At 65.6% G+C, this 23,245-nt stretch carries 24 protein-coding genes; 8 read left to right on the top strand and 16 right to left on the bottom strand.

Features of this window, described 5'->3' with window-relative positions:
• Positions 1 to 56: 56 nt before the first annotated feature.
• The 3 genes from thiL to AB6804_RS19965 are packed head-to-tail and all read left to right on the top strand — an operon-like array spanning position 57 to position 2,095.
• The gene (thiL, locus tag AB6804_RS19955) at positions 57 to 1,043 is read left to right on the top strand and encodes a thiamine-phosphate kinase (protein WP_370887974.1); all 987 of its coding nucleotides are present in this window, start codon (positions 57 to 59) and stop codon (positions 1,041 to 1,043) included.
• Positions 1,033 to 1,566 carry a phosphatidylglycerophosphatase A gene (locus AB6804_RS19960; RefSeq protein ID WP_370887915.1) on the top strand — a complete coding sequence of 178 codons (534 nt, stop codon included), beginning with the start codon at positions 1,033 to 1,035 and terminating at the stop codon, positions 1,564 to 1,566. Before thiL ends, AB6804_RS19960 begins: the two co-directional genes overlap by 11 nt.
• 28 nt (positions 1,567 to 1,594) lie before the next feature.
• On the top strand, positions 1,595 to 2,095 hold the full coding sequence (locus tag AB6804_RS19965; RefSeq protein ID WP_035966765.1) for a CinA family protein: 501 nt from the start codon (positions 1,595 to 1,597) through the stop codon (positions 2,093 to 2,095).
• A gap of 98 nt (positions 2,096 to 2,193) precedes the next feature.
• On the opposite strand, the gene pyrF is transcribed toward AB6804_RS19965, so the two are convergent.
• The 16 genes from pyrF to mpl form a co-directional block, all read right to left on the bottom strand.
• Entirely contained in the window at positions 2,194 to 3,009 is an 816-nt protein-coding gene (gene pyrF, locus AB6804_RS19970) for an orotidine-5'-phosphate decarboxylase (protein ID WP_370887916.1), read from the bottom strand.
• Between the two features lie 68 nt (positions 3,010 to 3,077).
• Entirely contained in the window at positions 3,078 to 4,193 is a 1,116-nt protein-coding gene (locus AB6804_RS19975) for an aldose 1-epimerase (RefSeq protein ID WP_370887917.1), read from the bottom strand.
• An 81-nt stretch (positions 4,194 to 4,274) separates the two neighbouring features.
• Positions 4,275 to 5,168, bottom strand: a complete 894-nt coding sequence (locus tag AB6804_RS19980; RefSeq protein WP_370887918.1) for an SMP-30/gluconolactonase/LRE family protein — start codon at positions 5,166 to 5,168, stop codon at positions 4,275 to 4,277.
• A complete protein-coding gene (locus AB6804_RS19985) occupies positions 5,168 to 5,953 on the bottom strand; it encodes an SDR family NAD(P)-dependent oxidoreductase (RefSeq protein ID WP_370887919.1) in 786 nt (261 codons plus the stop codon). Before AB6804_RS19985 ends, AB6804_RS19980 begins: the two co-directional genes overlap by 1 nt.
• Before the next feature lie 12 nt (positions 5,954 to 5,965).
• Positions 5,966 to 6,982: an L-arabinose ABC transporter permease AraH gene (gene araH, locus AB6804_RS19990; RefSeq protein WP_370887920.1), complete on the bottom strand. Its 1,017-nt coding sequence runs from the start codon at positions 6,980 to 6,982 to the stop codon at positions 5,966 to 5,968.
• A gap of 18 nt (positions 6,983 to 7,000) precedes the next feature.
• Complete coding sequence (gene araG / locus AB6804_RS19995; protein ID WP_370887921.1) at positions 7,001 to 8,515, bottom strand: L-arabinose ABC transporter ATP-binding protein AraG; 1,515 nt, start codon at positions 8,513 to 8,515, stop codon at positions 7,001 to 7,003.
• 66 nt (positions 8,516 to 8,581) lie between these two features.
• The gene (locus tag AB6804_RS20000; RefSeq protein ID WP_035966776.1) at positions 8,582 to 9,589 is read right to left on the bottom strand and encodes an arabinose ABC transporter substrate-binding protein; all 1,008 of its coding nucleotides are present in this window, start codon (positions 9,587 to 9,589) and stop codon (positions 8,582 to 8,584) included.
• Between the two features lie 205 nt (positions 9,590 to 9,794).
• Entirely contained in the window at positions 9,795 to 10,574 is a 780-nt protein-coding gene (locus AB6804_RS20005; protein WP_370887922.1) for an SDR family oxidoreductase, read from the bottom strand.
• Positions 10,571 to 11,248 carry a 2-dehydro-3-deoxy-6-phosphogalactonate aldolase gene (locus AB6804_RS20010; protein WP_370887923.1) on the bottom strand — a complete coding sequence of 226 codons (678 nt, stop codon included), beginning with the start codon at positions 11,246 to 11,248 and terminating at the stop codon, positions 10,571 to 10,573. The genes AB6804_RS20005 and AB6804_RS20010 overlap by 4 nt, the downstream gene beginning before the upstream one ends.
• A gap of 25 nt (positions 11,249 to 11,273) precedes the next feature.
• A complete protein-coding gene (locus AB6804_RS20015) occupies positions 11,274 to 12,263 on the bottom strand; it encodes a 2-dehydro-3-deoxygalactonokinase (protein WP_370887924.1) in 990 nt (329 codons plus the stop codon).
• Positions 12,260 to 13,186 (bottom strand): IclR family transcriptional regulator, encoded by a 927-nt coding sequence (locus tag AB6804_RS20020; protein ID WP_370887925.1) that lies wholly within the window; start codon positions 13,184 to 13,186, stop codon positions 12,260 to 12,262. Before AB6804_RS20020 ends, AB6804_RS20015 begins: the two co-directional genes overlap by 4 nt.
• 362 nt (positions 13,187 to 13,548) lie before the next feature.
• On the bottom strand, positions 13,549 to 14,310 hold the full coding sequence (mtgA, locus tag AB6804_RS20025) for a monofunctional biosynthetic peptidoglycan transglycosylase (protein ID WP_370887926.1): 762 nt from the start codon (positions 14,308 to 14,310) through the stop codon (positions 13,549 to 13,551).
• Positions 14,310 to 15,164, bottom strand: a complete 855-nt coding sequence (gene aroE / locus AB6804_RS20030; protein ID WP_370887927.1) for a shikimate dehydrogenase — start codon at positions 15,162 to 15,164, stop codon at positions 14,310 to 14,312. The genes mtgA and aroE overlap by 1 nt, the downstream gene beginning before the upstream one ends.
• Positions 15,161 to 17,233, bottom strand: coding sequence for a ribonuclease catalytic domain-containing protein (locus AB6804_RS20035; protein ID WP_370887928.1), 2,073 nt, complete (start codon positions 17,231 to 17,233; stop codon positions 15,161 to 15,163). Before AB6804_RS20035 ends, aroE begins: the two co-directional genes overlap by 4 nt.
• A 62-nt stretch (positions 17,234 to 17,295) precedes the next feature.
• Entirely contained in the window at positions 17,296 to 17,895 is a 600-nt protein-coding gene (locus AB6804_RS20040) for a YqiA/YcfP family alpha/beta fold hydrolase (protein WP_035966784.1), read from the bottom strand.
• Positions 17,892 to 19,310, bottom strand: a complete 1,419-nt coding sequence (gene mpl / locus AB6804_RS20045; RefSeq protein ID WP_370887929.1) for a UDP-N-acetylmuramate:L-alanyl-gamma-D-glutamyl-meso-diaminopimelate ligase — start codon at positions 19,308 to 19,310, stop codon at positions 17,892 to 17,894. The genes AB6804_RS20040 and mpl overlap by 4 nt, the downstream gene beginning before the upstream one ends.
• A 173-nt stretch (positions 19,311 to 19,483) precedes the next feature.
• Here mpl and AB6804_RS20050 point away from each other — a divergent pair, with 173 nt between their 5' ends.
• From AB6804_RS20050 to accC, 5 genes are all read left to right on the top strand, one after another.
• The gene (locus AB6804_RS20050) at positions 19,484 to 20,140 is read left to right on the top strand and encodes a UDP-N-acetylmuramate--alanine ligase (protein WP_370887930.1); all 657 of its coding nucleotides are present in this window, start codon (positions 19,484 to 19,486) and stop codon (positions 20,138 to 20,140) included.
• A 23-nt stretch (positions 20,141 to 20,163) separates the two neighbouring features.
• Complete coding sequence (locus tag AB6804_RS20055; RefSeq protein WP_370887931.1) at positions 20,164 to 20,703, top strand: TlpA family protein disulfide reductase; 540 nt, start codon at positions 20,164 to 20,166, stop codon at positions 20,701 to 20,703.
• A gap of 194 nt (positions 20,704 to 20,897) precedes the next feature.
• Positions 20,898 to 21,161 carry a hypothetical protein gene (locus tag AB6804_RS20060; RefSeq protein ID WP_370887932.1) on the top strand — a complete coding sequence of 88 codons (264 nt, stop codon included), beginning with the start codon at positions 20,898 to 20,900 and terminating at the stop codon, positions 21,159 to 21,161.
• 68 nt (positions 21,162 to 21,229) lie between these two features.
• Positions 21,230 to 21,706 carry an acetyl-CoA carboxylase biotin carboxyl carrier protein gene (gene accB, locus AB6804_RS20065; protein WP_370887933.1) on the top strand — a complete coding sequence of 159 codons (477 nt, stop codon included), beginning with the start codon at positions 21,230 to 21,232 and terminating at the stop codon, positions 21,704 to 21,706.
• A gap of 153 nt (positions 21,707 to 21,859) precedes the next feature.
• Entirely contained in the window at positions 21,860 to 23,227 is a 1,368-nt protein-coding gene (gene accC, locus AB6804_RS20070; RefSeq protein ID WP_370887934.1) for an acetyl-CoA carboxylase biotin carboxylase subunit, read from the top strand.
• Positions 23,228 to 23,245: the final 18 nt, after the last annotated feature.

Consider the following 23,245-nt stretch of genomic DNA (forward strand, 5'->3'; position numbering starts at 1 on the left):
TGTCGTTCTCGCCGTTCCGTTTTTGCAGCGCACAAATAATGACTCATTCGCCGACGATGCTCTCCGAGTTCTCTTTAATCGACCGCTTCTTCGCACGCCGCGCGAGAGCGCCCGCGCCGCGTCAGGGCGACGCGCCGCTCGGCATCGGCGACGACTGCGCACTAATCGCCCCGCCCGCCGGGCATCAGTTGGCCATCTCGACGGACATGCTGGTCGAAGGCCGTCACTTCTTCCCCGATGTCGATCCGCACGCGCTCGGTCACAAGGCGCTCGCCGTCAATTTGTCGGACCTTGCCGCGATGGGGGCGAAGCCGCACGCGTTCACGCTGGCGCTCGCGTTGCCGCGCGCCGATGAAGCGTGGCTCGAAGCGTTCAGCGACGGCCTGTTCGCGCTGGCCGACCGCTTCGGCTGCGCGCTGATCGGCGGCGACACGACGAGCGGACCGCTCAACATCTGCATCACCGTATTCGGCGATGTACCGCACCACGCGGCGCTGCGTCGCGATGCAGCGAAGCCCGGCGACGACATCTATGTTTCCGGCACGCTCGGCGATGCTCGCGCGGGCCTCGGCGCGATGCTCGGCGAATGGCAAGCACCGGAAGCTGCGGCATCGGCGTGGCGGCGCGCGCTCGAACGCCCCGAACCGCGCGTGGCGCTCGGCATGGCGCTCGGCGGCATCGCGCACGCGGCGCTCGACATCTCCGATGGCCTCGCCGGCGACCTCATGCATATCTTGAAACGCTCGAACGTGCGCGCAACCGTCGATGCCGACGCCGTCCCCTGCTCAGACGCCGTGCGCGCCATGCCAGACGCCGCGCGCCGCCAATGCACGCTCGCGGGCGGCGACGACTACGAGCTTTGCTTCACCGCGCCACGCACCGCACGCGATGCGATCGCGCGCATCGGCGAACGCGTGGGCGTGCCGCTGACCCGCGTCGGTAGAATCGAATCTTTCGGTTCGCCGGAAATCGCGTGGCGCGACAGCGCCGGCGCTCCGCTTTCTTTGATGTTGCAAGGCTTCGACCACTTTCATGCAGACTGACCCGACTCTCGCGAACGCGCCCGACCGGCCGCGTCCCGCGCCGCGCAAGGCGACCGCGCGCTTCATGCTCAACCATCCCGTGCATATTCTGTCGCTCGGCTTCGGCAGCGGGCTGTCGCCTGTCGCGCCGGGCACCGTCGGCACGCTCTTCGCGTGGGCGTCGTTCGTTGCGTTCAACCGTCATCTCACGGTTGCCGAATGGGGCGCGCTGATCGTCGTCGGCTTCATTGCGGGATGCTGGTTCTGCAGCTTCACGGCGAAGAGGATGGGCGTCTCGGACCCGTCGGCGGTGGTGTGGGACGAGATCATCGCGTTCTGGCTGGTGCTGCTGTTCGTCACGCCCGCGACCTTCACCGGCCAGTTGTGGGCGTTCATCGTGTTCCGCTTCTTCGACATGGTGAAGCCGCCGCCCATCCGCTACTTCGACCGGCATCTGAAAGGCGGCTTCGGCATCATGTTCGATGATCTCGTCGCGGCGTTCTTCACGCTGCTCGTCATCGCGCTGTGGCGCATGACCGTCTGATTTCATCCCTCTCTTCGAGAACACCGCCATGCCAACCGACACTGTCGTTCACCAACTCGCGATTCGCGTCAGCAACAAGCTGCGCGACGAACGACTGATGCTCGCGACCGCCGAATCGTGCACGGGCGGCATGGTCGCCGCCGCGATTACGGACATCTCGGGCAGCAGCGCGTGGTTCGAGCGCGGTTTCGTCACGTATTCGAATCTCGCGAAGACGGAGATGATCGGCGTGCCCGCCGCGCTGATCGAGCAGCACGGCGCGGTGAGCGAGCCGGTCGCGAAGGCGATGGCCGAGGGCGCGCTGCGCAACAGCCGCGCACAGGTGTCCGTGTCGATCACGGGCGTGGCCGGCCCGGCGGGCGGCAGCGACGCGAAGCCGGTCGGCACCGTCTGCTTCGCGTGGAGCAACCGGCTGCATACGGCATTCGAGACGCTGCACTTCAAAGGCGACCGCGAGCAGGTGCGAACGCAGGCGGCGGCGCATGCGCTGAGAGGCTTGCTGGAGTTTCTCGAACAGCGCGAGCGATGAGAGGCGCGCAGTCTCAAGAGGCGGGCGCAGTGGTCCGCTTGCCGGAGCAATACATTCAGGCGCTCTTCACGCCGATATCCGGCGCGTGAGCGTGCGGTTCATCGATACGCGTTGATCGTGTCGCGCGTCTTCTTCGCGGCAACGGCCGCTGCGTCGGCGTAGTCATCGCCCTTGCCGGCGTAGATGATCGCCCGCGAAGAGTTGATGAGCATGCCGGCGCCGTTCGCCGTGCGGCCTGCACGCACGGTCGCTTCGACATCGCCGCCTTGCGCGCCGATGCCGGGAATCAGCAGCGGCATATCGCCGACGATGCCCCGCACCGCTTCGATCTCCTTCGGAAACGTCGCGCCCACGACGAGGCCGAGCTGGCCCTGATCGTTCCACTTCGTCGCCGCGAGCTTCGCCACGACCTGATACAGCGGCTGACCATCGGACGTCGTCAGGAATTGGAGGTCCGAGCCGCCCGGGTTCGACGTGCGGCACAGCACGATCACGCCCTTTCCTTCATGCGCGAGATACGGCTCGATCGAATCGAAGCCCATGTACGGATTGACCGTCACGGCATCGGCCTCGTAGCGCTCGAAGGCTTCCTTCGCGTATTGCTCCGCCGTGCTGCCGATGTCGCCGCGCTTTGCATCGAGAATCACCGGAATGCCGGGATGCTTTTCGTGGATATGCGCAATCAGCGCTTCGAGCTGGTCTTCCGCGCGATGCGCGGCGAAGTATGCAATCTGCGGCTTGAACGACGACGCGTACGGCGCGGTCGCATCGGCGATGGTCTTGCAGAACTCGAAGATCGCGTCGGCGCGGCCGTTGAGCGCGCCCGGAAACTTCGACGGCTCGGGATCGAGGCCGACGCACAGGAGCGATTGAGTCCGCGACCACGCGGCGTTGAGAGATTGGATGAAGGACATGTGAGGAGTCGGTGAACGTCGGTGGCACGCATTTTAACGTGACGCAACCGCCGTATTCCTGGTCCGGCTCACCGCGCCGGCGCCGCGCGGCCGCGCGCCTTCGATCCCGCTCCCGCCCGCGTGCGCGGCCTCCCGCGACGTGCGGCCTCGCCCGTGCGCTCGACGGTGAAGCGAAATTCCCGCGCCAGCCGCTCGCCGGGACCGAGCACGGTCATCCCGTGCGCCTCGCCGCCGCCGGGCAGATTCACCGCGTTGATCGGATGATCGACCGGCTCGAAACAGAAGAAGTCCTCGCCGGGCGGCGCATAGAGCACGTAGTAATCGGTATCGGCGGCGATCGTGAGCGACAGGCGGCGCTTCGGCCACAGCACGCTCGTGCGTCCGCTCCAGCCGGTGAACGCGTTGTTCACCATTTCCGATGGCATCGGATAAGCGACGCCGAATTGCCACGCGGGTGGCGCGGGAACGTGACGCACCGGCAGCCAGTCGTCGCCGCATAGCCAAAGGCCGCCCGCCGCGGCGGACAGTTCGGTATCGGCTTCGCGCATCAGAAACGGATGCAATCCGAGACCGAAGGGCAGCGCTGCATCGCCGGTATTGCGCACTTCGAGCGTGACGACGAGCGTCGCGTCTTCGAGCGCGTAAGTCTGCGCCGCGTGAAACGAGTACGGCTTGCCGTCGTGGCGTTCGAGCGTGAGGCGCACGCGCGTCGCCTCTTCCTCCTCGACCTCCCACGCGCCGAGCCAGCCGTCGCCATGCAGCGGCAGCGGTTCGCCGGGGCGATTCGGCGGCACGTCGACCGCGCGTCCGGAGAACTGAAAATGCCCGTTGCCGATGCGGTTCGAATACGGCAAGAGCGGATAGCACGCGAGCTCGTTCGGGTCAGTGCCGGGACCGGGATCGGCGCACGGCCGGAAGATCGGCACGAGCACGCCTTCGTGACGCCAGTCGAAACGCGTGATGCCGCCGCCGAGCGCCGGCGCGACGTCGAGCCGCAAGTGCGCGTTCACCAGCGTGATGCAGCCTTCGACGTCCGCGCCGCCCATCGCCACGACCGCGGTGTGCGGACCGGGGCGGATCGGCGGTTCGGAGGCGGCGGCGAGGCGCGAGCGGCGAGCGTTCGCCTGCGCGGTGGATGTCGTCGATGCGGATTTCAGCCTTTGCTCCGTGCGCGCAACAGTCATGACTCGTGCTCCATCGAGAGGCGACCGACCCGGCATCGCCGGGGCCAGAGCGGGCGACGCGTCATTGCGCGCCGCCTCGTTTTATCCGTTCAGCTTGCCGGCGAACACCGGTTCCGCGATGCCGCGCACGCCGGGCTGCGCGGTGAAGATGCCGCCCGCGTGCGGATCCGCGTCGAGCGCATCGTCGTCCAGACCGGCGCGCGCCGTCGTGATGAAAAGCGTATCGAGCAATGCCCCGCCGAACGCGACGCAACTCGGCTGCGCGCTCGGCACCGCGATGCGCGCCGTCTCGCGGCCGTCGGGCGCATAACGCACGACGCGCCGGCCGGCCCATTGCGCGTTCCACAGGCCGCCGTCGGCGTCGACGATCGAGCCATCGGGGAAGCCCGTGTCATCGGACAGTTCGACGAACACGCGTTGATTGCCGAAGTCCGGATAATCGCACGCGCGGATGTGGCGCGTCGGCGTGTCGCAGTAATACATCGTCGCGCCGTCCGGGCTGAACGCCGTGCTGTTGTTGATCGCGAAATCGCCGAGCGGCAGGCGTTCCAGCGACAAGTCCAGATTCAGCCGATACATCCCGCCGATGGGTTGCGCGTCGTCCACATCGTGCTTGGTGCCGAACACGAAGCGCCCTTCACGATCGCAGCGGCCGTCGTTGAGGCGCGTCGGCAGATGCGCTTCCACTTCAAGGATCGTCTCGATCTTCCCCGACGCGATCTCGTAGAACGCGAGCCGCGACGCGAGACCCAGCAACAAGACGTTCGGATCGGCGCACAATGCGAAGCAGGCAAGGCGTTCGGGCGTCGCGAACGATGCCGTCGCGCCGTCGCGCGGGTCGTAGCGCCACAGGCGCTTGCCTTCGATATCCGTCCACCAGAAGCGCCCGCTCGCGGCGCACCACGTCGCGCCTTCGCCGAGTTCGCACCGGCTGTCGATCAGAAGCTGCGCATCCATCGCGTGCGCGCTGTTCATCAGGACCACCCTGCATCGACGATCATGTCCTGCGCCGTCATCATGCTGCTGTCGTCGGACGCGAGGAACAGCGCCGCGCGTGCGAGGTGATGCGGCAGCAGTTCGCCGTCGATGCATTGCCCTTGCTTGAGCGCGAGCTTGCCGGCCTCGTCGAACCACAGCCGCTTCTGCTTCTCGGTCAGCACCCAGCCCGGCACGAGCGTATTCACGCGAATGCCAAACTTGCCGACATCGCGCGCGAGGCCGCGCGTCATGCCCTGCACCGCCGACTTCGCCGTCAGATACACCGGCATGCCGCTGTTCTTCAGCATCCAGCTGACGGAGCCGAGGTTGATGATCGAGCCGCCGCCCAGTTGCTTCATGTCGTCGATGACCGCCTGCGCCGCGAAGAACTGATGGCGGACGTTCACCGCGATGCACGCATCGTAGTACTCGGGCGTCACGTCGGCGATCGCATGACGCTGGTCGTTGGCCGCGTTGTTCACGAGCACGCCGATCGGACCGAGCGCGCTGCGCACATCGGCGATGCCCTGACGCAGTGCGGCGATATCGGTGAGATCGACGCGCAGGAACATCGGGCGCACGCGGTCCGCGCCCGGCGATGCGCCGAGCTGGTCCGCGAGCGCTTCGCCCGCGCTGGTGTCGATATCGAAGAATGCGACTTTTGCGCCCTGATCGAAGAAGTGTTCGACGAAGGCCGCGCCGATGCCGGTCGCGCCGCCGGTGATGAGCACCGTCTTGCCGGCGAGGCTCGGATAGCGCGCGAGTTTGTTGTCGATTGCCATATCTCTTCCCGATTAATCCCGCGATCCGCGGTTCTTCAACTGGTCGAGCAACACCGCGGCGAGCAGGATCGCGCCGCGCACGAGGTACTGATAGAACGCGTCGATGTTGAGCAGGTTCATCACGTTCTCGACGGTGCCCATGATGAGCACGCCGATCACGACGCCCGAAATCGTCGCGCGTCCGCCGAGCAGCGACACGCCGCCGAGCACGCACGCCGAAATCACGTTGAGCTCGAAGCCTTGCGCCGCGTTCGGCTGCCCCGACGTGATTCGCGATGCAAGGATAACGCCGGCCAGCGCCGTGACCGCGCCCTGAATCAGAAAAATCCACACGCGCGTGCGTTCCACGTTGATGCCCGCGAGCCGCGACGCCTCCGGATTGCCGCCGATGGCAAGCGTGTTGCGCCCGTACACGGTCTGGTTCAGCAACACGCCGAACACGATGAAACACGCAAGCGTCACCCAGATAGGCAGGGAAATGCCGAGCATCGACAAGCTACCGAGCGCAATGAACGTATCCGACGACACGCCGACCGCCTGCCCATGCGACACGATGAAGCCGAGCCCGCGCACGATTTCCATCGTGGCCAGCGTGGTGATCAGCGCGTTGATGCGCAGATACGCGATCACCGCGCCGTTCACGAAGCCGATCACCGCGCCCGCCGCAACAGCAGCAATGATCGCGATAAACGTGTTGTCGGTCGCGTTCAGCACCATCGCGCACAGCACGCCGGCGAAGGCGATCGTCGATCCCACCGACAAGTCGAAGTCGCGCGACGCGAGACAGAACATCATCGTGCACGCGACCATGCCGATCTGCGAAATCGACAGCGCGAGACCGAGCATGTTCTCGATCGAGAAGAAGTGATCGACGGAAAGCGACATCGTCACGAACATGACGATGAAGATCACGATCAGGCTGTACTCCGTGATCTGCTGCCACCACTTCTGTTTGTCGTTCTTCTGCGGGATCAGCGCGTTCGCGACCGTTTCGCTCGCCTGTCCCACGATGTTTTCTCTTGCTTCCATGATTCGCTCCTCTTGTCTTTACGCGGCCTGCGCAACCGTCTCGGCCTGCGGCAACGCGAGGCTCAGCACCGATTGTTCGCTCGCCTTCCCGCGCGGCAATTCGCCCGCGATCCGCCCCTGCCGCATCACGACGATGCGATCGGAGACGCCCAGCACTTCCGGCAACTCCGACGAAATCATCACGATCGCGCAGCCGCGCTCCGCCAGCTGATAGATCACGTTATAGATTTCGTGCTTCGCGCCGACGTCGATGCCGCGCGTCGGTTCATCAAGAATGACGACCCTCAGATCCGGCTCCGCGAGCCAGCGCGACAGAATCGCCTTCTGCTGATTGCCGCCCGACAGGAAACGGATGCGCTGCTTGCGGCTCGGCGTCTTGATCTTCAGCAACTGGATGAAACGGTCGGCCGTCTGCGCTTCCTTCTTGCGGTCGAGAAACAGACCGCCGCGCAGATAGTGACGGCGGCACGAGATGTTGATGTTCTCCGCGACCGTCGCCATCGCTACGATGCCCTCTTCCTTGCGATCTTCCGGACACAGCACGATGCCGTGACGGATCGCTTCGCCGGTGCTGCGTATCTTGATCGGCTGGCCGTCGAGCCGGATGTCGCCGCCCTTCTTCTTGTCCGCGCCGTACACGAGATGCATCAACTCGCTGCGGCCCGCGCCGACCAGTCCGAAGAAGCCGACGATCTCGCCGCGCTTCACCTCGAAGCTTGCGGGCGCGCTCAAGGCATCGCCCTGCACGTTCGTCACGGAAAAGCGCACTTCGCCCAACTCGCGCGCCCGGTAGTTATAGATGTCGCTGATTTCGCGGCCGACCATTTCCTGCACGAGCGTATCGCGCGACACTTCGGCGAGCCGCGTGTGCGACGCGATCTTGCGGCCGTCGCGGAAAATCGTGCAGGCGTCGCACAGTTCGTAAATCTCGTCCATGCGATGCGAGATATAGATCAGCGCGCGCTTGTCGGCCTTCAGATCGCGCACGAGCTTGAACAGCACTTCCGTCTCGCGATGCGACAGCGACGAAGTCGGCTCATCGAGCGCGATCACGCGCGCATTGCGCAACAGCGCCTTGCAGATTTCGACCATCTGCCGCTGCGCGATGGAGAGCTTGCGCAGCTTCGCGTTCGGATCGAGATCGACGCCCATCGCCGCGAGCCGCTCGCGCACGTGCTTTTTCGCGGCGCTCTTGTTGACCCAGCCGAGCCGGTTCGGCAACGCGCCGAGCAGCAGGTTTTCGGACACGGTGAGGTCCGGCACGTACTGCAACTCCTGATGGATCACCGCGATGCCCGACGCGATCGATGCCGCCGCGCTTCCGAAATGCACTTCTTTTTCGTCGATGAGCACACGCCCCGAATCGGGCTGATACTCGCCGCCGAGAATCTTCAACAAGGTCGATTTGCCCGCGCCGTTCTCGCCCATCAAACCGTGAACTTCGCCGGCATTGACGTCGAACGACACGCCGTCGAGCGCACGCACGCCTGGAAACACCTTGCCGATATTGTCAAAACGCAGCGTCGCTGACACATCGCCTCCTTTGTCGCCAATGCGCGGGCCGCTTCCTGCAACGCGGCCCGCTCCGCTTCACTCGTTTCAGTTCGACGCCAGGCCCATCTGCTGGCGCACCGACGACACGTTCTCACGCGTGGCGAGCATGCCGGTCGTGAGCGTGAGCATCGGCGGCGTCTTGCCGTCCTTGATCCACGCGTACATCAGCTCGGACGTCTCTTCGCCGTGGCGCTTCGGGCTGATGATGACGGTGCCGAAGAAGCCCGTCGGCTGCGGCTTCTTGAATTCGTTCAGCGCCGAATCCGACCCGCCGATGCCGATGCCGATCATGTTGTCGGCCTTGAAGCCGCGCCCTTCCGCCGCGCGCACCGCGCCGAGCACGCCTTCGTCGTTCAGCGCATACGCGACCCAGTGCTTGAACTGCGGGTTCTTCGTGAGCGCGATGTTCGCGGCGTTGAATGCGTTCTCGGTATCCGTCTTCGCTTGCGGCGCGGCGATGATGTTCGCCTTCGGGAAACCGGCGGCGACGAGCGCATCGGTGGCGCCGGACGTGCGGTCGTGCGCGGTCGGCAACTGCTCGTAAGTCACGTCGATGGCGCCGACTTCCTTCATATCCCAGCCGCGCTTCTTGATCTCGGCGGCGATGCCGTCGCCCACCTGCTTGCCGATGTTGTACGCCGAGATGCCCATGTGCGGCACGGACTCGATCGGCTTGCCGGAACCATCGACCAGGCGGTCATCGACGGTCATCATTTTCAGCTTGTCCGCCTTCGCCTTCGCGACGATGCCCGGCCCGAGCTTCACGTCCGGCGTGCAGATGATGAAGCCCTGCGCCTTTTGCGCGGCGAGGTTGTCGATGGCGCTCATCACCTTTTCGCCCGACGGCGCGCCGATCTTCACGAGCGTGAAGCCCTTGCTCTTCGCGGCCGCTTCGGCGAACTTCCATTCGTCCTGGAACCACGGCTCTTCCGGCTGCTTCACGAGGAAGCCGATCTTGACGTCATCGGCGGCCTGCGCGACGGGCGCGGCGATCAGCGTGGCGCTCGTGGCGGTGGCGGCGGCGATCAGCGTGAGGAACAGTCTGCGTTTCATCTTGTGTCTCCCGAGTTTTTACCCGTTGTCTCAAAAAGCCCGCGTGTCGGGCCGTTACGAAATGTGTGTGGCTGCTTGTGGCTACCTGTGACTGCTTTCGACTGCTTGCGACTGCTGTCGTCTTCATGCCGCCGTCGCATCGCGGCATCCAGCTTGCGCGTCAGCGCCTTTGCCGCACTGCGGCCAGTGCGTCATTCCTCGTGTTCTAGTCGTGATAGAGCGCCGAGCGCCCGCCATCCACGGTGATGCAGCTCGCGTTGATGAAAGGCGCTTCATCCGATGCGAGGAACACCGCCGTCATCGCGACTTCGTGCGGCTGGCCGATGCGCTTCATCGGCTGCAAATCGAGCGTCGCCTGCCGCGCGGCGGCCGGATCGGGCTGCGCGTCCCACCAGTCGAGCGTCAGTTGCGTTTCGATATAGCCCGGCGCGATGGCATTCACGCGCACGTTGTTCGGCGCGTATTCGATGCCGAGCGCGCGCGTCAGGCCGATCACGCCGTGCTTCGCCACCGGATACGGAAAGCAGCCGGGAATGATCTTGAACGCATGCGTCGACGCGATATTCACGATGCTTCCCCGCCCGCGCGCCACCATGCCCGGCAGCACGGCGCGGCAGCCGTTCCAGACGCCATCGAGATCGACGGCGAAGCAGCGGCGCCAGTCGTCGTCGGTCATCGTGAGCGGATTGCAAAACACGTTGATGCCGGCGTTGTTCACGAGCACGTCGACGGGGCCGAGCCGCGCTTCCGTTTCCGCGACGGCTTCCTTCACCGATGCGCTTTGCGTCACGTCGGTCCGCACCGCGAGCACGTCGTGCGCGCCGGTCTCCTGCCGGATGCGCGCGGCTGTCGCCTGCGCGGTTTCGATGTCGAGTTCCGCGAGCGCCACCGCCGCGCCTTCGCGTGCGAACGCCAGCGCGATCGCCGCGCCGATGCCGCGCCCCGCGCCCGTGACCATCGCGACCTTCCCGGCGAGGCGGCTCATCGTTTTTCACCTCGGGCGATCGCGAGTCCGCCGACGAACGCCTTCGCGTGCGACGCCGTCACCTTCACGCCCTGACCCGGCTTGTACAGCGCGGAGCCGAGGCCGAAGCCGTTGGCGCCCGCCGTCAGGAACGGCCCCATGTTGTCGGGCGAGATGCCGCCGACCGGCACGAGCGGCACGTCTTTCGCGATCACCGCGCGCCACGCCTTCACGACCGTCGGCCCGAGCTGCTCGGCCGGAAACATCTTCAGCACGTCCGCGCCGTTCTTCAGCGCGATGAAACCCTCGTTCGGCGTCGCGACGCCCGGTGCGCAAGCGAGCCCGAGCGCCTTGGCGGCGCGCACGACATCGCCGTCGCTGTGCGGCATCACGATCAGTTCGCCACCGGCGGCCTTTACATCGTCGACATAGCCCGGATGCAGCACCGTGCCTGCACCGACGATGGCGTCGGCCGGCAATGCCTGGCGGATCGCCGCGATGCTGTCGAACGGCTGCGGCGAGTTGAGCGGCACCTCGACGATGCGAAAGCCCGCTTCGTAAAGCGCGCGAGCGTGATCGGCGGCATCGTCGGGCGTGACGCCGCGCAGGATCGCGATCAGCGGGCACGCGGCGAACGCCTTCGCGAGACCGGCGTGCATCTGGTACGGCGCGGGGAGATTGATGGGTGGCTGCATCGTCGTGACTCCTTCTCGGTGCTGCTCAGGCCGCACGCGCGGGCGCTGGCACGAGCCCGGCTTGCACGGCGATTCGGAATAGGCCCTGCTCGGTGGCGTTGGCAACGGTCGCGGCGTCGTGACAGCCGAAGCGCGCGAGCGCCGCCCGATAGCGGTCGCACAGCGTCTCGTTGCCGATGAGCCGCAGCGTCCTGCCCGCCAGCGACGACTGATCGCGCGCCAGCACTTCGGTGAGGCCGCGCAGTTCGTGGCCGATCAACAGGCCCGACAGATAATCCGGCTGCTGCGCCGGCGTGAGTTGCCCGGTGAGGCCGAGCGTGCGTGTGCTGAAGATCGTCGCGAGCACGCCGGGATGACCGGCATCGCGTGCGGTATCGACGCCCCGCTCGAACGCCGCCGCGTCCGCCGCCGCGCCTTGCTGCATCGTGCGGCCGAGGATCGTGTGATCGCGCAGCGCGCCGAACACTTCGCCCGTCATGAACGTATAGAAGCGCTCGATGCGCCCCGCCTGCACGAACGCCCACTTCGCGTGCGTGCCGGGCAGGCCGATCAGCACGCCGCCCTCCGCGTTCAGCGATGCATCGCTCGACAACGCGCCGACGATCTGAGTTTCCTCGCCGCGCATCACGTTCGGCAGCACGCCGCGCTCGAGCACGCCCGGCACGATCCGCACCGTCGCGCCGCGCGCCGTTTCGATCGCGACGATGCCTGCGACGAGCGCATCGGCATCGGCGGGCGTTTCGACGTACGGCGCTTCGGCCCAGCCTTGCGCGCTGCCGACCATGCCCGCAGCCAGCACCGGCAGTTGCGGATGCGCGTCGAGCCACGCGCCGCAGGTTTCTTCGAACGCCTGCTCGAAGCCGCCCGCAGGCAAATTCATGATGCCCGCAGGCGATGCGTGCGTGTCGAGCGCGACGCCATCCGCGCCGAGCAGATAAGCGCGCAGCGAAGTCGTGCCCCAGTCGAGCGCGACGAGCGCGGGAGCGGCGAATGTCCGTGCGACGGGCGCGGTCATCGCTTGATCCTGCGATTGCTTTGCGGCGCGCGCCAGCCGAGTTCCGACGAGATTGCACGCGCTTCCTGCTGCACAATCGGAATCAGTTCTTCCATGCGCTCGTCCGGCATATAAGGAATGGTGCTCGCCACCGAGAGCGCCGCCACGATCGCGCCCGACGCATCGCGCACGGGCGCGGCGACGCAGCGGATCGACGCTTCGTTTTCTTCCAGATCGAACGTGTAGCCGCCTTGCGAATAGCGCGTCATGCGCTGCACGAACGTGCTGACGTCCGGCCGATGATCCGGCTTGAAACTCGTACGGGCGAGCGCGCGATGCGACGCCTCCAGCAGCTTCTTCCACGCGTTGCTTTCGAGATCGAGCATCATCGCCTTGCCGATGCCCGTCGACGCCAGCGGCATCCGGTGCCCGACGCGCGAGCGCATCTCCAGTCCGCGCGTGCCCGGAATTTTGTCGATGTACAGCACGTCGTCGCCGTCGCGCACGCCGAGGTGGATGGTGTCCTGCGTATGCCGCGCGAGCGATTGCAGATACGGCCGCGCGACGGTGGTGAGCGGCATCTGCTCCAGCGCGATAGTGCCGAGTTCGATCAGCTTCGGCCCGAGCAGATAGCCGCCCTGCACTTGCCGCAGATAGCGCGCCTGCACGAGCGAGCTGACGAGCCGATGCGTGGTGCTGCGGGTCGTGCCGAGCGCGGCGCTGAACGAGCGCAGATCGCGCGCCCCGTTCGCGGCGGCTTCGAGAATCGCGAGGCCGCGCAACAGCGTCTGTGTGCCGGCCTGCTGCGGCGTGATGTCGACGAGCGCGCTCGGCAGCGCGATGGCGTCGGGATCACGGCCGTGCGGTTGGGCGTTCTGCTGGCTGCCCGCCGCGCCGATGGAACTGCTGCGCGCACGCGTCGCGCCGGTGGAGTGGTCGCTCATGTCGGCTCGTCCTCGCGATTCATGCAGCGCGGGCAAGCCGCGACACCTGGATGAACCGGCGCTGGCCGGCGCGAAACACCGATGAATCGTGCAACGCAACCCGCGAGCGCGGGCGAGCGGTCGAGTGCATGACGTGTCTCCAGTCTGTTCTTGTCGGCGCATGTCAGTGGCGCATGCGCTCGGGGCTTCGTGGCGATTCCATCGAAAGCCTGCACGGATTGTAGTTCCGGCTATCTCGATAATTCAATATGTGATCGTCTGGTTCACATAATGGGACTCAAGCTGACAACCGAAAGCCGACAGAAAAAGAAAAAGCCCTGACGGATCAGGGCTTTGCAATGTTTAGCGACGCCAACTAAATTTCACTCGGGCAGTTCGGCTGCGCCCATTCGACGCGCGATGACACGCGCCCGCGACGCGAGATAGGCCGAGTTCCGATGGTCGTCGAAATACTTCGGGCGCGGCAGCATCACGGCGAGGCGCGCGCTTTGTCCGGCCGTCAGTTTCGCCGCCGAGGTCTTGTAGTAATACTGCGCCGCCGCTTCCGCGCCATAGACGCCGTTGCCCCATTCGACCGAATTCAGATAGATCTCGAAGATGCGCTGCTTGTCCATCCAGAACTCGAGCATCCACGTGATGACGAGCTCCTGCGCCTTGCGCAAATAGCTCTTTTCCCGCGACAGAAACAGGTTGCGCGCAAGCTGCTGCGAAATGGTCGATCCACCCGCGACGATTCTTCCGCGCGCCTTGTTCTTCTCCCACGCCTGCAGGATCGCGTCCGTTTCGTAGCCGTTGTTGTTGACGAAGTTCGCATCCTCCGACGCGATGATCGCCCGCTTCAGATTGCGCGATATCTGGTCATAGGGCATCCACGTCCGTTGCAACGGCGTGCCGGGGCGGGTGCTGGCAAGCGTCCACGCGTCGGCGCGCATGAACGCGGTCGAGCCGGGATTCAGCACCGTCCATATGCCGATCTGCGCGAAGAAGTAGAACTGCGTCGCGACCGCCGCGATGACGAACACGGAGAGGCCGTAAGCGATCCATCGCGCGGGTCCGAGGCGCACCGCCGGGCGTGGCTGCCGCGAGCGCGGCGACGTGCGGCTCGGAGCGGGCGCGGTCGTCATCAGGCTTTGGCCGCCAGCGTCTGGCGCAATTCACGCAGCACCGCGCCGCCGTCCGGACGCACGCCGCGCCATATGAAGAACGATTCGGCCGCCTGCTCGACGAGCATGCCGAGGCCATCGGCGGCGCGTGCGCCGAGGCGTTCGGCGTGCTCCATGAAGACCGTCGGCTTGGGGCCGTACATCATGTCGTAGGCGAGCGTGCCCGCGCCGAACGCGGCGTCGTCGCATTCGGGCAGCGCGGCATCGAGACTGCCGGCCGTCGCGTTGATGATTACGTCGTAGCGCGCTTTTTCCGCGCTATCCGCGCCGCCGCCCGCAAAGCGCACGCCGCTCTCACGCGCCTGTGCGGCGAATTGGTCGACGAGTTCGCGCGCCTTCGCCGCCGTCCGGTTGACGATGGTGAGCGCGGCGGGCTGCCGGGCGAAGATCGGCAACACGACGCCGCGCGCCGCGCCGCCCGCGCCGAGCAGCAGAATGCGCGCGCCCTGAAGGCTCACGCCCAGATTCACTTCGATGTCGCGCACGAGGCCGACGCCATCGGTGTTGTCGCCGCGCACGCCGTCATCGGAGAACGAGAGCGTGTTCACCGCGCCCGCCGCCGCCGCACGCGGCGACAGCGAATCCGCGAAGGCGTGGGCATCGAGCTTGAACGGGACGGTCACGTTCATGCCGCGTCCGCCCGACGCGATGAAGGTTTTCACCGCCGTCTCGAAACCGCCGAGCGGCCCGAGAATGCGCGCGTATTCCACCGGCTCGCCCGTCTGCTCTGCGAACCGCGCGTGAATCCACGGCGATTTGCTGTGCTCGACAGGATTGCCGATCACCGCGTAACGGTCGGCTTGCGCGTGGCTCATGCGGTCGGCTCCGTGGAATCGGACGTAGGTTCCTGCGGCTGCCCAGTGCCTTCGGTCTGTGCTTCGGTCTGTGCTTCCGCCTGCGCTTCGGCTTCGCTTTCCGCGCTGAGATCGTCGGCCTCGATGATCTCTTCCTCGGCTTCGTCTTCCTCGGCGGGCGCGCTCGCGGACGGCGCGTCGATCACGTGCAGCAGACGGCACGACGCTTCGACGGTCAGTTCATCGATCGAGACGACTTCGAGCATCACCCGCGTGCCGCGTGCATGCACGCCGAGACCGGGCACGTGCAGGATCAGCGGAATCTCTTCGAGCCGCACGAGATCGTCCTTCACCACCGAAGCCGGCACGTGCCGCTTGTTCTCCTGCTTCAGCCAGCGCAGACACCAGAAATATTCCATGCGGCGCTGGTGATCGGCGTAGGCGCTGTAGGTATCGTCGAAACCCTGCACGACGGCGAAAAGGTCCGCGTCCTTCGGCTTGAACGGCGCGGCGAGCTTCGCGGTCACGCCATGCTGCACGCACGCGAGCAGTTGCCACTGATTGACGAGGTCGACATAGCGGCGCAGCGGCGACGTGCTCCACGCATATTGCGCGACGCCCAGCCCTTCGTGCGGCGCGGGCGTCGTCTGCATGCGCGTGCGCTTCGGGCCGGGACCGCCGAAACCGCGCTGCGAGCGATAGATGCCCGGCACGCCGTGATCGTTGAGGAACGCGCCCCAAGACGAATTCGCGAGAATCGCCAGTTCCGCAACGATCAGATCGAGCGGCGATCCGCGGCGGCGCGGCGTGATGGTGATGTGCTCGCCATCGACATAGAAATTGAAGTCGTTGTTGCGCTGCACTTCGCGCTTGAGCCCGTAAGTCGCGCGTGCCTGCTGGCGTTTTTCGAAGAGCGACTGCGCGAGCGGCCACAGCACGGCGATGTCTTCCTTGTGCGGATAATCGCCCGTGCCGGCGGCGAGGCTTTCCTCCGTGACATGCTCGTCCAGATGGTTGTGCCGCAGGTTGCTTTTCACGAAGACGCGTTCGGCGCGCGTTTCGGTCGCGACGATGTCCTGCGTCTCGCGATTCACGATGATGTAAAGCGACAGCGCCGGACGCAGCCCGCCTTCGCCGAGCGTGAACACTTCGACGACGTTGTCGGGCAGCATCGTGATCTTGTCGCCGGGCATGTAGACCGTGGACAAGCGGCTGCGCGCGATGGAATCGACCGTGTCGCCGCGCGCGATGCCGAGCGCCGGCGCCGCAATGTGAATGCCGATGCGCAGGCGGCCATCGGCGAGATGCTCGACGGAGAAGGCGTCGTCGATTTCGGTGGTCGTGACGTCGTCGATGGAGAACGCCTGGACATGCGCCTCAGGCAAGTCTTCCGGCAGCGGCGCGGGCTGCACCGCCGGGAAACCGATCCCATGCGGGAAAAACTCGGACAGGAAACGCGCCTCGTGCAGCGCCCGCGCGGACGCGATGCCGCCGCATTCGAGCATCAGCCGCGCCTGCGAGATGCCGCGCGCCGCAGCGGCGGCTTCGAGCGCCTTGTACTCGATCGAATTCTTGTCCGGCTTCGTCAACAGGCCGATGGCCTTGCCCTTCAGCGCCTCGGGCAGCTTGCCCGCTTTCAGTTCCTCTTCGTAGCCGGCTTGCACGAGCGCCTGCTGACGCTTGCGCTCCAGCGACGCCAGCGCCATCTGCAACTGTTCCTGCGGCGCGCGCTGATATTGGCCGCGTCCCTTGCGGCGGAAATAAACCGGCGAGCCGTGCATGCGCAGCACGAGCGCCGCGCGTTCGGCTGCACCGAACTTGTCGCCGAAGTAATCCGCGCCCAGCGCGGCGAACGGAAACTCCTCTTCGGGCGCGCATTCCCACAGAAAATCGAGGTCGATCTCCTGCGCGATGGCGTCGGCTTCCTGCATGAGATCGCCGGCAGCGGGCTTGTCGAATTCGATCAGCACGTCTTTCGCGCGCACCTTGGCGCGGCGTCCGCCCGGCAATTCGACCTGGAACGCGTCGCCTTGTTTCGACAAGACCGAGCCGGCCTTGAAACTACCCGATTCCTCGAAGAAAACGTTCACTCAATACTCTCGTAAGACGGTGGACCGGCGCGCAGCGGGCGCGCCGGTGTATGAATGGGGCATCACGCAGCCGCTGGGGCAAGCGCGGCGCGCGGCGTCTGATCGCAGAAGGCAAGCACATCGGCGAGATAGTCGCCGAAGTCGCTGATCGCGTGATCGCTGCCTTCGATCAGCGTCGTGCGTACGCCGGAATAGTGGGCAAGCATCGCGCGATAGTCGAGCACTTCGTCGCCGGTCGCGGCAATCAGGAAATAGCGCTCGGGGCGCGTGATGGCATCGACATGAAGCGCGCGAAGTTCGTCGAGATGACGCGGCAACACGGTGATGGTGCCGCCGCCGTGCCACAACGGCTGTTCGCCGAGATACGCACTGAGATCGACATCGGGCATCACGGCCGGATTCAGCAGCACCGCGCGCCAGCCGTGCTTCTCCGCGAGATAGGTCGCGTAGTAGCCGCCGAGCGAACTGCCGACGACGGTGACATCTTCCGGTAGCGCCGCGCCGGCGATGGATTCCGCCAGCGCGATGGCGTCGCACGGAGAAACCGGCAAGACCGGGCACTGCCATTCACTCAGCCGGCCGAGTTCCGCGAGGCGCGCGCGCATCATGCGCGCCTTGAACGATTGGGGAGACGAGCGAAAGCCGTGCAGGTAGAGAATCACGCGGGGCCTCTTGCGGTTGTCCCCGGACCCGGACGCGCCGACAGCGCATCGAGCAGTTTCTGATGTACGCCGCCGAAACCGCCGTTGCTCATCACGAGCACGTGGTCACCAGGGCGCGCCGCACTTACGACCGCTTTCACCAGCGGCTCTATTTCATTGAAGGCCTGCGCCCGGTCGCCGAGCGGCGACAACGCCTCGGCCAGGTCCCAGCCGAGCTTGTCGCGGCCTTCGCGCGCGCCGTAGCCGAACACGAGATCCGCACCGGCGAGGCTCGCGGGCAGTTGGGCTTTCATCGTGCCGAGCTTCATCGTGTTCGAGCGCGGTTCCAGCACTGCGAGGATGCGCGCGTGACCGGCATCGCCGATGCGCGTGCGCAATCCCGCGACGGTGGTTTCGATGGCGGTCGGGTGATGCGCGAAGTCGTCGTAGACGGTGACGCCTTCGACGCTGCCCTTCACTTCCATGCGCCGCTTGACGTTGCGGAAGCTCGCCAGCGATTTCACCGACTGCGCCGCCGGCACGCCGACCGACCGCGCCGCCGCGATCGCCGCGAGCGCGTTCATGCGATTGTGCTCGCCCTGCACCTGCCAGTCGACGACGCCCAGCCGCTCGCCTTCCCAATAGACGGCGAACTGCTCATCGACGGTTTCGCCATCGCGGGCGGGCAGCGCCTGCCATCCGCCTTGCACGCCGAAGCGTTCGACGCCCGACCAGCAACCGCGCGACAACACGCGTTCGAGCGCCGCCTCGCGCCCATTGGTGACGATGCGTCCGACGCCCGGCACCGTGCGCACGAGGTGATGAAATTGCGTTTCGATGGCGGCGAGATCCGGGAAGATGTCGGCGTGATCGAATTCCAAATTGTTGAGCACCGCCGTGCGCGGACGGTAATGGACGAACTTCGAACGCTTGTCGAAGAACGCGGTGTCGTATTCGTCGGCTTCGATCACGAAGAAGCTCGAATCGGTCAGGCGCGCGGAGATGCCGAAGTTGAGCGGCACGCCGCCGATCAGAAAGCCCGGATTCATGCCGGCGTCTTCGAGCAGCCACGTGAGCATTGAGCTCGTCGTGGTCTTGCCGTGCGTGCCGGCGACCGCGAGCACCCACTTGCCCGCCAGCACGTGCTCGCCGAGCCATTGCGGGCCGGACGTGTACGGCAGGCCGCGATCCAGAATGGCTTCCATCAGCGGATTGCCGCGCGACACCACATTGCCGATGACGAACAGATCCGGCTCGAGCGATAGCTGCTCGACGCCGAAGCCCTCGATCAGTTCGATGCCCTGCGCCTCGAGCTGCGTGCTCATCGGCGGATAGACGCCCGCGTCGCAGCCGGTGACCTTGTGACCCGCCTCGCGAGCCAGGACGGCGAGACCGCCCATGAAGGTGCCGCAAATGCCGAGGATGTGGATGTGCATAAACCGTGTCGCGCCGCGCAGGCGATGAAGTGCGGAAAAGAGGACGGCGCGTGGACGGAAAACCCGTGCAGGAACGCGCCTGGAGGCGCATATTGTAACCGAGCGCGCCGGCCGCCTGACTGCGCGCCCGCGCGCCGCAAGGGCCGCCAGACGTTATCTAGTATGATTGCCCAATGGTCCGCAAATCACACTTCGATCCGCAGCGCGTGCGCGAGGAAATCGCAATCGCCGCAGCGAGAATGATCGCCGAAGATGGCCTCGACTACTCCACCGCAAAGCGGAAGGCGGCGCGGCAGGTCGTCGGCGAGGCGAAAATCGGCGGCGAGTTTCTACCCGACAACGACCAGATCGAAGAGGAAATCCGCGAATATCAGGCGATTTTCCAGAGCGACAGCCAGCCCGCCGTTCTGCGCCGCATGCGCGAGGCCGCACTCGACTGGATGGAGCGGCTCAAGCCCTTCGACCCCTATCTGACAGGCGCGGTGCTCAATGGCACGGCGGGCGAGCATTCGGATATTCATCTGCAATGCTTCTGCGACAACCCCAAGGAAGTCGCCATTTATCTGCTGAACGCCAACGTCCAGTACGACGTCTCCGAGACGCGGCACTTCGCCGGACGCGGCTACGTGGAAACGCTCAGCTTTCTGCAGCGCGAGCGCGGCGAGGAACCGATCGGCGTGCACATCGCGCTTTACGGACCCAACGATCTGCGCGGCGCGGTGCGTGCCGACGGACGCGGACGGCTCGCACGCGCGAACGCGGCAGCCGTGCGCGCCCTGCTCGACGATCCCGGCCCTTCCGATCGTCCGCCGCTGGAAGTCGGCGGCTGATTCTCCAAGACTCTTTCTCGTCCATGAACAGCAAACGCATCCTGGCGGCCCTCGCGGTCGCGATCGCCGCGACCGTCGGCGGCTTCTACGCGGGCCATCGCTTCACCGGCGTCGATACCGAAGCCGCCACGCAGCCGAGCGGCAACGCGGTCGAGCAGTTGTGGCAGACGACGCCGCCCGCCGCTGCCGGAACCTCGCAGCCGCTCGCGGCTTACAAGGGCAAGCCGGTCGTCGTCAACTTTTGGGCGTCGTGGTGCGGACCATGCGTCAAGGAAATGCCGACGCTGTCGGCGCTGCAGCGCGAGTATCAGAAGAAGGGCATCACGTTCATCGGGCTCGGCGTGGACAGCGAGAAAAACGTCAACGACTTCCTGAAGAAGGTTCCGGTCGATTACCCCGTCTACGTGACCGGTTTCGGCGGCGCAGATCTTGCGCGAAGCTTCGGCAATAACGCGGGCGGGCTGCCTTTTACCGTCGTGATCGACGCGAAGGGCGCGGTCCGGTCGACGAAACTCGGCGAAGTGAACGAAGCTGAACTAAAGCGAACACTGGACGCGCTGTAAAAAATCGCCGCCTGATCGCTCGCCTTTGCGCTAAGTAAGCAGCAACTTAGCGGGCTTTTGCCGGAACTTCGTCGTTTGGGTGCGACAATGCTGGCAAAGCGTGCCGTCCCGATTCCGCGTCTTGCACGGCAAAACTAGACAACATTCTCTAAACGGCGCTAAAGTGCGCCGAATTCCGCACAACCGAACCGACCATGATCATTCCGCCGGCGCCGCAAGGCCACGCAGCCGAATCAGCCGATGCCCGTTCGAACGGGCCGTGCCGCGCCGCGCGAAATGCGACTGCTCGCGTGCCGTTCAGGCGCACGCTTCAAAGCGACCACGTCAAGGCGTTCCGTTCGAACGCCGTCCGCGTGCCGATCGACTCTACCGATTTCGCCGCCCGCGCATGGGCGGGCGCACCGATGCGCCGAATGCATGCGCGCGCCGGCCGGCCGACCGCGCCGGCTCGCGGCTGACAGTCATACACCCACAAAGTCAAGCACCGGGCAGTCCCGGTCTCCAAGTATTGAAAGGGGAATTTTCGATGGACCTTCGTAAACTGAAAACGCTGATCGACCTCGTCTCGGAATCCGGCATCTCGGAACTGGAAGTGACGGAGGGCGAAGGCAAGGTTCGCATCGTCAAGAACGCAGCACCCGTCTACATGCAGGCGCCGCAGCAGTACGCGCCGCAGGTTCAGGCGCCGTCCGCGCCGGGCATGTCCGCCGGCGCCGATGCAGGCGCAAGCGCGGGCGCAGCGACGCCGGCGGCTTCCGCGCCGCAGGGCCACATCGTGACGTCGCCGATGGTCGGCTCGTTCTACCGCGCGCCGTCGCCGGGCGCGGACCCGTTCGTCCAGGTCGGCGATACGGTGAAGGAAGGCCAGACGATCTGCATCATCGAAGCCATGAAGCTCCTGAACGAAATCGAATCGGACAAGTCCGGCGTCGTGAAGGAAATCCTCGTCGAGAACGGTCAGGCGGTCGAGTATGGCCAGCCGCTCTTCGTGATCGGCGACTAAGCGCGTCGAGCCGTGCGCCGGGCACATCGCTCCGGTCCGCGCGGCGTCACCGCGCCGGCGCGTGCTTGTGCCTCAGACTCCTGAAAGCGCGCGCCGCCGATTCGAATCCCGAGGGCCGCTCGCGCGTGCCCGTTGATGAGCCGACCCACAGCCATGTTTGAAAAAATCCTCATTGCGAACCGCGGCGAAATCGCGCTTCGCATCCAGCGCGCGTGCCGCGAACTGGGCGTCAAGACTGTCGTCGTCTATTCGGAAGCCGACAAGGAAGCCAAGTACGTCAAGCTCGCCGACGAAGCCGTGTGTATCGGACCGGCGCCGTCGAACCTGTCGTACCTGAATATGCCGGCGCTCATCAGCGCCGCCGAAGTCACCGACGCCGAAGCCATCCACCCCGGCTACGGCTTCCTTTCCGAGAACGCCGACTTCGCCGAGCGCGTCGAGCAGTCGGGCTTCACGTTCATCGGGCCGCGCCCTGAAACCATCCGCATGATGGGCGACAAGGTCACCGCCAAGCAGACGATGATCAAGACCGGCGTGCCGTGCGTGCCGGGCTCGGAAGGCGCGTTGCCGGACGATCCGAAGGAGATCGTGAAGATCGCGCGCACGATCGGCTATCCGGTCATCATCAAGGCGGCGGGCGGCGGCGGCGGACGCGGCATGCGCGTCGTGCATACGGAAGCGGCGCTCGTCAACGCGGTCAACATGACGCGCGAAGAAGCGGGCCGCGCGTTCGGCAATCCGCAGGTCTACATGGAGAAATTCCTGGAGAATCCGCGGCATATCGAAATTCAAGTGCTGTCGGATTCGTTCCGCAACGCGATCTGGCTCGGCGAGCGCGATTGCTCGATGCAGCGCCGTCATCAGAAGGTCATCGAAGAAGCGCCGGCGCCGGGTATCGCGCGGCGGCTGATCGACCGTATCGGCGACCGCTGCGCCGACGCGTGCAAGAAGATGGGCTACCTCGGCGCGGGCACGTTCGAGTTCCTGTACGAGAACAACGAGTTCTACTTCATCGAAATGAACACGCGCGTGCAGGTCGAGCATCCGGTGACGGAGCTGATCACGGGCGTCGATATCGTGCAGGAGCAGATTCGTATCGCCGCCGGCGAGAAGCTCGCGTTCCGCCAGAAGGACATCCAGTTCCGCGGCCACGCGATCGAATGCCGCGTCAATGCGGAAGATGCGTTCAAGTTCACGCCGTCGCCGGGACGCATCACGTCGTGGCATGCGCCGGGCGGCCCGGGCATTCGCGTCGACTCGCACGCGTACAACGGCTACTTTGTCCCGCCGAACTACGATTCGATGATCGGCAAGCTGATCGCCTACGGCGCGACGCGCGAACAGGCCATCAACCGCATGCGGATCGCGCTGTCGGAAATGGTCGTCGAAGGCATTTCAACCAACATCCCGCTGCATCGCGAGTTGATGATCGACGCCAAGTTCGTCGAGGGCGGCACGAGCATCCACTACCTCGAGAACAAGCTGGCCGCGCGTCAGGCGGCGGTGGCGGAAGAGTCCTGAGTCAGATAGAGACACGAG

It is taken from the genome of Caballeronia sp. RCC_10 (assembly GCF_041360715.1).
Taxonomy (GTDB): Bacteria; Pseudomonadota; Gammaproteobacteria; order Burkholderiales; family Burkholderiaceae; genus Caballeronia; species Caballeronia grimmiae.